This window comes from Mesorhizobium silamurunense (assembly GCF_014843825.1).
GTDB classification, from domain to species: Bacteria; Pseudomonadota; Alphaproteobacteria; order Rhizobiales; family Rhizobiaceae; genus Mesorhizobium; species Mesorhizobium silamurunense.
This window is the reverse complement of the sequence record NZ_JHQR01000070.1, coordinates 1-8,777: the sequence shown is the minus strand read 5'-3', so window position 1 is coordinate 8,777 and position 8,777 is coordinate 1. Positions and strand designations below refer to the sequence as shown.

Annotated in this window: 11 protein-coding genes and 1 pseudogene; 7 read left to right on the top strand and 5 right to left on the bottom strand. The window is 63.9% G+C overall.

The window, feature by feature from the left end; genetic code table 11:
* The 3 genes and pseudogenes from DH10_RS08755 to DH10_RS08745 form a co-directional block, all read left to right on the top strand.
* On the top strand, positions 1-286 hold a 286-nt coding region (locus tag DH10_RS08755), incomplete at its 5' end, for an ABC transporter permease subunit (RefSeq protein ID WP_192384614.1).
* A gap of 20 nt (positions 287-306) precedes the next feature.
* Positions 307-507: a hypothetical protein gene (locus DH10_RS08750; protein WP_192255118.1), complete on the top strand. Its 201-nt coding sequence runs from the start codon at positions 307-309 to the stop codon at positions 505-507.
* Positions 508-548: 41 nt separating this feature from the next.
* Positions 549-1,479 (top strand): annotated as a pseudogene (locus DH10_RS08745) (TauD/TfdA dioxygenase family protein).
* Between the two features lie 349 nt (positions 1,480-1,828).
* Here DH10_RS08745 and DH10_RS08740 read toward each other — a convergent pair.
* Positions 1,829-2,014: a hypothetical protein gene (locus DH10_RS08740; RefSeq protein ID WP_192255114.1), complete on the bottom strand. Its 186-nt coding sequence runs from the start codon at positions 2,012-2,014 to the stop codon at positions 1,829-1,831.
* A gap of 308 nt (positions 2,015-2,322) precedes the next feature.
* On the opposite strand from DH10_RS08740, the gene DH10_RS08735 reads away from it, so the two are divergent.
* From DH10_RS08735 to DH10_RS08725, 3 genes are all read left to right on the top strand, one after another.
* On the top strand, positions 2,323-2,685 hold the full coding sequence (locus tag DH10_RS08735) for a septal ring lytic transglycosylase RlpA family protein (RefSeq protein ID WP_192255112.1): 363 nt from the start codon (positions 2,323-2,325) through the stop codon (positions 2,683-2,685).
* Positions 2,686-2,964: 279 nt separating this feature from the next.
* Positions 2,965-4,242: a polyhydroxyalkanoate depolymerase gene (locus tag DH10_RS08730; RefSeq protein ID WP_192255110.1), complete on the top strand. Its 1,278-nt coding sequence runs from the start codon at positions 2,965-2,967 to the stop codon at positions 4,240-4,242.
* Positions 4,243-4,433: 191 nt separating this feature from the next.
* The gene (locus tag DH10_RS08725) at positions 4,434-5,051 is read left to right on the top strand and encodes a transglutaminase-like cysteine peptidase (protein WP_192255108.1); all 618 of its coding nucleotides are present in this window, start codon (positions 4,434-4,436) and stop codon (positions 5,049-5,051) included.
* 193 nt (positions 5,052-5,244) lie between these two features.
* Here the strand turns inward: DH10_RS08725 and DH10_RS08720 are convergent, their stop codons facing one another.
* Genes DH10_RS08720 through DH10_RS08705 form a run of 4 tightly spaced genes read right to left on the bottom strand, consistent with a single transcriptional unit; the run spans position 5,245 to position 7,994 of the window.
* Positions 5,245-5,610, bottom strand: coding sequence for a helix-turn-helix domain-containing protein (locus DH10_RS08720; protein ID WP_192255106.1), 366 nt, complete (start codon positions 5,608-5,610; stop codon positions 5,245-5,247).
* A 27-nt stretch (positions 5,611-5,637) separates the two neighbouring features.
* A complete protein-coding gene (locus DH10_RS08715) occupies positions 5,638-6,162 on the bottom strand; it encodes a Smr/MutS family protein (RefSeq protein WP_192255104.1) in 525 nt (174 codons plus the stop codon).
* The gene (mltA, locus tag DH10_RS08710) at positions 6,159-7,265 is read right to left on the bottom strand and encodes an MltA domain-containing protein (protein WP_192384613.1); all 1,107 of its coding nucleotides are present in this window, start codon (positions 7,263-7,265) and stop codon (positions 6,159-6,161) included. Before mltA ends, DH10_RS08715 begins: the two co-directional genes overlap by 4 nt.
* A 21-nt stretch (positions 7,266-7,286) precedes the next feature.
* A complete protein-coding gene (locus tag DH10_RS08705; RefSeq protein WP_192255101.1) occupies positions 7,287-7,994 on the bottom strand; it encodes a Tim44/TimA family putative adaptor protein in 708 nt (235 codons plus the stop codon).
* Between the two features lie 203 nt (positions 7,995-8,197).
* Here DH10_RS08705 and DH10_RS08700 point away from each other — a divergent pair, with 203 nt between their 5' ends.
* Positions 8,198-8,695: an FxsA family protein gene (locus tag DH10_RS08700; protein WP_192255099.1), complete on the top strand. Its 498-nt coding sequence runs from the start codon at positions 8,198-8,200 to the stop codon at positions 8,693-8,695.
* The last annotated feature ends 82 nt before the right edge of the window (positions 8,696-8,777 follow it).

The following is an 8,777-nucleotide window of genomic DNA, read 5'->3' as shown; positions in this document are numbered from 1 at the left end:
CGCGACGCGGCGGCAGGTCGTGCGCCACGTCATTTTGCCCAGCGCCTTGCCCTCGATCCTAACCGGCCTGCGCATCGCGCTCGGCGCCGGCTGGTCGACGCTGGTGGCGGCCGAACTGGTGGCGGCGACGCGCGGGCTCGGCTTCATGATCCAGTCGGCGGCGCAGTTCCTGGTCACCGACGTCGTGGTGATGGGCATCCTGGTGATCGCGACCATCGCCTTCGCGCTGGAATTCGTCATCCGCAGGGTCGAACGGGCGCTGGTTCCCTGGGCGGGCAAGGATTGAGCGAAACAAGGAGAATGACGATGACGCATTCCACCGCGGTGCTTTTCGCCCAGGTCGGCAACTGGCTGCTTGCGAGACCACAAGAGAGAAAAACGCCGGAGACGGGGCAGTCGCAAGGCGATCCGAAATCGCCGGCACCGGTGCGGCTGGACGCCGAGCGCGACCGCCTGCCGCCGCGCGACGAAAGTTTCTACTGGGCCTGGCAGTACTGGTCGCAGTGATCAACCCCCGTCCTTCCCCAATCAGCAACGAGGAGATACCCATGAGCAACCTGGACCCCGTCGACCAGATCATTCCTGCGAGCGATGTCATTCCGCTCAGCGCCCGTGTACGGGGCAGAAATCAGGGGCGTTCGCCTTGGCGGAAGCCTGTCCGATGCCATTATCGCGGCGATCAATCAGCTTCTTTTGCAGCACAAGGTCGTCTTCTTCCGCGGCCAGGAGCATCTCGACGATTCCGAGCATGAACTTTTCGCGCGGCGCCTCGGGAACCTTGTGCCGCATCCCACCCAAGGGCCGGTATCGGGCACCGCCTCGATCCTCAATCTGGACTCGAGCCGCGGCGGCGGCCGCGCCGACCAATGGCACACGGACGTCACGTTCGTGGATGCCTATCCGAAGTTCTCCGTCCTTCGTGGCGTCGTCATTCCCGCGGCCGGAGGCGATACCATCTGGTCCAACACCCATGCCGCCTATGAAAGCCTGCCGGCGCCGCTCAAACTGTTGGCGGACAATCTCTGGGCCATTCACAGCAATGCCTACGACTACGCCGCCGTGCGGCCTCGCGCCACCGCCGAGGAAAAGAGACATTTCGAGGAGGTCTTCACCTCGACCGTCTACGAAACCGAGCACCCTGTCGTGCGCGTGCATCCGGAAACCGGGGAGCGATCGCTGCTTTTGGGCAACTTCGTTCAGCGCTTCGTCGGCCTGTCGAAGAGCGACTCCTCAAAGCTCTACGAACTGTTCCAAACCTATGTGACCACGCCTGAGAATACTGTGCGGTGGCGGTGGCAGGTCGGCGACGTGGCGATCTGGGACAATCGCGCCACCCAGCACTATGCGGTGAACGACTATGGCGACCAGCAGCGGATCGTGCGCCGCGCCACCGTCGACGGCGACGTGCCGATCAGCGTCGACGGACGCCGCAGCGTGACTCACGTCAAGACGGCCAAGCCGGCGGCGAAGGCCGCGTGAAGGCTGCCAGGGCGCCGTTCGTCCGGCTGGATGTGGCGCCAGGTGACAAATCCTGGAGATTTGCCCAGCGTTGCGCGGTGAAGACACTTCGAAACGTCGGCGGGACAGCACCCCCCTCTGTCCTGCCGGACATCTCCCCCGCAAGGGGGGAGATTGGCAGTTCCGCGCCCCGCTCATTCTGCAACGTTGGAGATTGGCGAAACCCGACGTGACAGCTGATCTCCCCCCTTGCGGGGGAGATGGCCGGCAGGCCAGAGGGGGGTGCGAAGGATCACTGCAGATCTCACCTTTGTACCGCCGCATTCCTCGACCAGGTCGCGGCGGCGCGTCGGCTCGCAACTGCTGCCCCTCAGTTGCGCGAGCGGTTCGCCCAGCGCAGGCCCAGCAGGCCGACCAGCACGGTGACGAGCCCGATATAGAGCCATTCCCTCTGGCCGGTCATGAAGCTGCCCTGGACCAGCCCAAGGCCCTGCAGCGACCACCGCACACCGAGCGCCAGCACAAGCAGCGCCAGCAAATTCCTGATCAGTCGCATCAGCGAGATCCCCCCGGAAAGTCGATCCTTCACCGAAATGCACGCGCAATAAAGGAGCGAAAGGAAGCGAAGCAATCGCTTCTCTCTTCTACTTGCGGACTGACGGCCGATCCTACTCAGGACTTCCCGTAAATCGGCGCGATCTTCACAAAGAATACGTCCGCGCACGCCGGAAATGTCATGACAAACTGTTTCGCGGCGACTCCAAACGTGTGCACTTGCCATGGAACCGCCAGACGGTTGCCGCATTTCCTGCCTCATTCGGCACATACGGCGGGTTGTCTATAAATGGAGCCCACCCCTAAAAGATGAAGAAAACCAACCGCACCGCGCTTGTCGCGGTAACGATCGCGGCTGGCCTGATGGCTGGCGCCTCGACCGCCTCCTCGGCTGCCGCGCAATGCGGACGCGCCTCCTGGTATGCCCTGCATTCGAGAACCGCTTCCGGCGAGCGCATGAACCCCGCCGCGCTGACCGCAGCCCACCGCAGCTTGCCGTTCGGCACCAAGCTCAGGGTCACCAACAAGAACAACGGCCGCAGCGTCGTCGTGCGCATCAACGATCGCGGGCCGTTCATCAGGGGCCGCGTGCTCGACCTCTCCCGCGGCGCCGCCAGCCAGCTCGGCTTCATCGGCTCGGGCCACACCGCAGTGTGCATGGCGCAGGTATGATGTATTTTCTCGGACCATGACCTTTCCGAACCGTAGTTCGGGATCATGGTCTGAGTGTCCGGCAGAGGGGCCGGACATATTTCCTACACATTTCGGCACCGCACCCTAAGCCGGCTCTGCCGTCAGGTGCCGGTTTTCAACAGTTTGGACGAAAGCAGCATAAGTCACGCAAGTTGACGTATTGCATCGCAATAATATGTTGTTAACCTCACTGCGAGACATTCAAGGCTCGGCGCTGCTCGTCGTCCCTTTGGTCGCCAAGCAGCAGCGGGGTCGTCGATGTTCTACCAGCTCTACGAAATGAACCATGCGGCGCTGCAGCCCGCCCGCTTTTATGCCGACGCGGTGCGGTTCTTCTACTCGAACCCGCTCAATCCGGTCTCGCACACGGCACTCGGCCGTTCGGTCGCGGCGGCCGCCGAACTCTTCGAGCGGACGACGCGCCGCTACGGGAAGCCGCAATTCGGCCTGACCAAGACCGTGGTCGACTGGAAAACCGTCGACGTCACCGAAAAGACTGTCTGGTCGAAGCCTTTCTGCAATCTCACCCGTTTCGAGCGCTCGCTGCCGGCGGGCCGCAAGCCAGACCCCAAGCTTCTGATCGTGGCGCCGATATCCGGCCATTATGCGACATTGCTGCGCGGCACGGTCGAGGCGATGCTTCCTCACGCCGACGTGCACATCACCGACTGGGTCGATGCCCGCATGGTGCCGCTGTCGCAGGGCAGCTTCGATCTCGACGACTATATCGACTACATCGTCGAGATGTTCCATGCGCTGGGCCCCGACACCCACGTGATGGCGGTCTGCCAGCCCTCGGTGCCGGTGCTGGCGGCGGTGGCGCTGATGGAAAAGCGCGGCGACCCCTTCGTGCCGTCGACCATGACGCTGATGGGCGGCCCGATCGACACCCGCCGCAACCCGACCGCGGTCAATCTCCTGGCCGAGGAAAAGGGCATCGACTGGTTCCGCGACAATGTCATCATGCAGGCGCCCTGGCCGGTGCCGGGCTTCGGCCGCGACGTCTATCCCGGCTTCCTGCAGCTTTCGGGCTTCATGAGCATGAACCTCGACCGCCACATCATCGCCCACAAGGACTTCTTCATGCACCTTGTGAAAAACGATGGCGACAGCGCCGAGAAGCACCGCGACTTCTACGACGAATATCTGGCGGTCATGGACCTGACGGCGGAGTTCTATTTGCAGACCGTCGACACGGTGTTCGTGCGCCACGCTTTGCCGAAGGGCGAGATGACGCATCGCGGCGAGGCCGTCGATCCCAAGGCGATCCGCAATGTCGCCCTGTTCACCGTCGAGGGCGAGAACGACGACATTTCCGGCCTCGGCCAGACCCAGGCCGCGCATGACCTTTGCGTGAACATCCCTTCCGACCGGCAGGCCCACTACATGCAGCCGGCCGTCGGCCATTACGGCGTCTTCAACGGCTCGCGGTTCCGGTCGGAGATCGTGCCGCGCATCGTCGACTTCATCACCAGCTATGGCCGCCAGACCCGTGTGGCCGCGAAGCCGAAGCTGGTCCGCTCCGCCAAGGGCTGAGCGAAGGCGAGACACGAACCAGCCGCCGCATGGCGGCTTTGCTCGCTTGCCGGACAGCTCTGTTGCGAAATAGCCGCTGTCGAGATTGCCGAAGTAACCATGCGTCAAACTAGCCGTTGTCTCTAATTGACACGGACTGTAAATCCCCTTTAACGTTTCGTTAATAAAAGAACAGGGTGGACCGGGGGACAATGAACTCCTCACCGATGGCGTGGACGCTGCGCTTGTGTGCAGTCGCAGGGCTGGCGATTTCGGCCCATTGGGCGGTGCCGGCATGGGCGGCGGGCCCCATGACCACCGGCGGCCTGACCTCGCAGCCGATCGGACACTATGATTTCTGCAAGGCGCATCCGAGCGAGTGCAACATTCGCCCGGCCAATCTCGCGCCGGCCAAGTTGACCGATGGGCTCTTGCGCAGGCTGATCAGCGTCACCGCCAGGGTCAACGCCGCCGTCAAGCCGATGAGCGATCTCGACAATTACGGCAAGGACGAGGTCTGGACCTATCCGGACAACGGCTTTGGCGACTGCGAGGACTATGTGCTGGAGAAGCGGCGCGAGCTCTACCGAATGGGCGTGTCGCTTGCCGATCTCCTGATCACCGTCGTGCGCAAGCCCGACGGCGAAGGCCATTCCGTGCTGACAGTGCGCACCGACAAGGGTGACTACGTCCTCGACAATTTGACCGACAAGGTCAAAGCCTGGGACGCGACCGGCTACCGCTACCTGAAGCGCCAGGCGATCGACAACACCGGCCGCTGGGTCTCGATCCGCGATGGCCAGCAGGTGCTGGTCGGCTCGGTGCAGTAGAAGGCAGACTCCGCCTTCACGGCGCGCGAAGCGGTTTCATCGTACGTCTTTAGATATCGCAGGCCGGCGCTGCCCCTCATCTGGCTGCCGCCATCTTCTCCCCGTAGAACGGGGAGAAGGACGCTCGCGCCGAGGATTTCGCCAATTGCCAACGTTGTAGGAAGGCGCCGACTTCGCCTCCGGGTCCTGTCAGCTACCCTCGGCCAAGGGCCGCGCGGATCGAGGCGCTAAGACGGCGCAGCTCCGCCTCATCCAGCTTCTCGATGCTCTCGGCCAGAAGATTGGCCAGCTCGGTCGCGGCGGGCGACAGGCCGGACGTGTCGATCCTGACCCTCGGATGCGACGTTTCGGCGAGGCGGGCGAGGTCCTCGGCGTCGTCCCAGATGATGTTGAAATAGCCGATAATCTTCTGGATCAGCGTCCAGGTCGGGGCGCCGCGCCGGCCATGCTCGAGCGCCGACAGATAGGCGGCGCTGACGCCGATGGCCTCAGCCATCGCCTTCTGGCTGACGCCGCGCTCGGCCCGCAACGCCCTGAGCCTTTCACCGAACGGGGTCATGCCATCGCCTTACTCATGACCGCATCCTCATGCGCGCGTCCGCCTCAGCCGGACATAGAGCGCGCCCGAACCGCCGTGGTTGCGGGCGGCATGGTCGTGGCTGGAGACCAGGTGCCGGAAAGCCGGCGTCGACAGCCAGTGCGGCACCGAGCGCCGCAGGATCCCGTCGCCGCCGGAGGACGAGCCCTTACCGGTGATGACCAGCACATAGCGGACGCCGCCGGCATGCGCGCGATGCAGGAAGGTGAGGAGCAGCGAATAGGCCTCGTCCTGCGTCATGCCATGCAGGTCGACGCGGCCCTCGATCGGCAACCGGCCTTTTTTCAGCTTATCGAGCGTCTGGTCGTCCAGCGCATGCGAGACGTGCTGCGGCTTCGGCTTCGCGGCCGTGGCCGCAATACCGTTGACCGGCGCGGGCGCCGGCGCCGGCTTCGGCTCGACGATATCGGGAATCTCGGCCGCGGCCTTGCCTTTCAGCGGCCGCGTCGTGCGCGCCACCAGGTTCCAGAGGATGCGGTCGTCCTCGCTGAGCGTGTCGTCGCGGCGGATCACGCGCGCCTCCCGTTAACCAGCCCGCGCGGGACCAGCGCGTAGAAATCGGCGGCGTTGCGCACCACGCCGGCGATCTCGCCGGCGGCGGCACCCGACCCGGCAAAGAGATCTCCCCGCGCGGGTCCGGTGATGGCCGAGCCGGTGTCCTGCGCGATCATCAGCCGCCGGAACGGTTTTTGCTCGAAGGCGCTGAGCGTCGGCGCATCGATAAAGAAGGGCGTGCCGAATGTGTGCAGCAGCCGATCGACCGCGACCGAGCGGCCGGGCGTCAGCGGCACCTTGGCGGCGGCGATGGGGCCGAGTGCCGGATCGTCGACCGGCGCCTCACGGAAGAAGATATAGGAGCGGTTCTGCCAGAGGATCTCGTCGACGCGATCGGGATGCGCCTTGAACCAGGCGCGGATCGACTGCATCGTTACTCTTTCCAGCGGAATCTCGCCGAGCTCGCTCAGGATCCTGCCGGGGCCGGCAAAGCGCTGGCCGGACTTGGCGGCATAGGTGACGCGGCGGAGCCTGCCGTCGGTCATCCTCAGCCGCGCCGCGCCCTGCACATGGATGAAGAAAGCGTCGACCTTGTCGGCGAGCCAGGCAATCTCGAGATTCCGGCCGGCGAGCGCGCCGCGCTCGATCTCGCCGCGATCGAAATATTCGACAGGGTCTGCCGGCATGTAGCGCGCGAAGGAGAGATAGGGATCCATCCCGGCCGGACGGTTTTTATCGTCGATGTCGATCAGGTCGGCGGGGCGGGAAAGCAGCGGCACCGTGAACCGCTCCGTCCTGACCGGCGAAGCCTCGACCTCCGGCTCGTAGAAGCCGGTGACGAGGCCGGCGCAGCCGTTTTCCGCCGCCACCGAAGCGGGAACGAAATGGCGCTCGAAGAAAGACCGCGCCTCGGACCGATGCGCCGGCGAAACGGAGCGCGCCTCGGCATAGGCCGCCGCGAAAGCGTCGAACGCGACGCCGAGCGAACCGGTGCGATAAGGCTTGGTCAACGCATAGAAAGCGGAACGTTTGAACGCCGCGAAAGCGGCGAGGTGGTCGTCCTCGCCCCAACCCCGGAGGTCGCTGAACGATTTTTCGCTGAATGTAGGAGAGAGCGGCACGACTGGCCCCGCCGCTTTATCTCAGTCTTCTTCTTCCGTGGCGACCAGCTTCCAGTTCGGATCCCGCGACCGGGTATCGCGGAAGAAGGTCCAGACGTCCTTGACCTCGGCGACTTTCTCGGGATCGCCGTCGATGACGGCGCCGACCTTGTCGCGGGTCGCCGAAATCAGCTCGCTGACGATGCGCAGCGTGATATGCGCCTCGGTGCCCTTCATCTCGGCGGCGACTGCATCGACCTTGTCGATGCCGACGAAGGAAGACTGGATCTTCTCCGATTTCGCCTCACGCTCGCCGATCGCGGCGACGAAGCTGTCATAGACCTCGCGCGACAACAGGTTCTTCAGCGTCTTGCGGTCGCCATCGGCAAAGGCCATGACGATCATCTCATAGGCCATCTTGGCGCCGTCGATGAAGGTCTTGGGGTCGAAGGACGGGTCGTTGTCCTTGATCGTGCGCAGGCCCTTGTTGAGATCCGTCTCGGGCTTGGCGAAGGCGTCGATCGCGGCATAGGTCTCGGCCGCCGTCTCACCCGGCATGCGCTTGCGCGGCAGCGACACCACATTCTCGGACTTCTGCGCCGCGTCCTGCTCGCGCGTGCGGCTTGCCGAATAGGGATCGAAGGGCGGGCGTTCGTTTCCGGTGCGACGTCCCAGCACGTTGCGCAGCTGGAAGAAGATCACAACCGCCGCAATCAAGAAGAAAATCGTGCCGAAGTCGAAGAAACCCATATCTTCCGCCAATTCGATCCCTGTCCTGGCCGGACCACCAGAGCCTCTAGGGTGGCGGCGGTCGCATAGCGTTCATTACCCAAAGCATATAGAACGGCGGGCGCAATCATTCAAATCAAAGCCAGCCATACCTATCTAAAGACCCCAGTGCCAGCGGCGATTACCCGCGGGGCCTCTAAAAGAAGAAAGCGATCGGTCAACACTTGCGAATTTCACTCTTCCCACTGTTCCTGCTCCTGCTGCCGCTTCTGGAGATCGCCGGCTTCGTCATCGTCGGCCGCGAAGTGGGCGCTTTGGCGACGGTCGGGCTCGTCATCCTCTCCACCATTGCCGGCAGCCTGCTGCTTCGGCACCAGGGTTTCGGGGTGATGGCGCGGGTGCGGGCGGAAATGGATGCCGGGCGCGATCCCAGCCGCCAGCTTGCGCATGGCGCGATGATCGTGCTGGCGGCGATCCTGCTCATCATTCCAGGCTTCATCACCGACATTGCCGCCATCCTGCTGCTCCTGCCGCCGGTGCGCGATCTCGCCTGGCGCCTGCTCAAGAACCGCATCGTGATGGCGACGAGCTTCAGCGGCGGCTTTTCAGCCCGTCGGCGCGACAAGGTCATCGATCTCGACGACAGCGATTATTCGCGTGAGGACGACTACAAGCGCGGGCCGGACCACAACTCCCCTTGGCGGCGGCTGAAAGACGACTAGTACCGTTTCACAGTGATTGTGACTCTTTGAGCGTTTGCGGATAGGCGCGGCCCGCTAGGGTCAGGACTCATTGATCCAGAAG

Bases quoted from the DNA above. Each gene is read 5' to 3' on its own strand.
- DH10_RS08750 (WP_192255118.1), top strand. From the start codon at position 307: ATGACGCATTCCACCGCGGTGCTTTTCGCCCAGGTCGGCAACTGGCTG.
- DH10_RS08740 (WP_192255114.1), bottom strand. From the start codon at position 2,014: ATGCGACTGATCAGGAATTTGCTGGCGCTGCTTGTGCTGGCGCTCGGT.
- DH10_RS08735 (WP_192255112.1), top strand. From the start codon at position 2,323: ATGAAGAAAACCAACCGCACCGCGCTTGTCGCGGTAACGATCGCGGCT.
- DH10_RS08730 (WP_192255110.1), top strand. From the start codon at position 2,965: ATGTTCTACCAGCTCTACGAAATGAACCATGCGGCGCTGCAGCCCGCC.
- DH10_RS08725 (WP_192255108.1), top strand. From the start codon at position 4,434: ATGAACTCCTCACCGATGGCGTGGACGCTGCGCTTGTGTGCAGTCGCA.
- DH10_RS08720 (WP_192255106.1), bottom strand. From the start codon at position 5,610: ATGACCCCGTTCGGTGAAAGGCTCAGGGCGTTGCGGGCCGAGCGCGGC.
- DH10_RS08705 (WP_192255101.1), bottom strand. From the start codon at position 7,994: ATGGGTTTCTTCGACTTCGGCACGATTTTCTTCTTGATTGCGGCGGTT.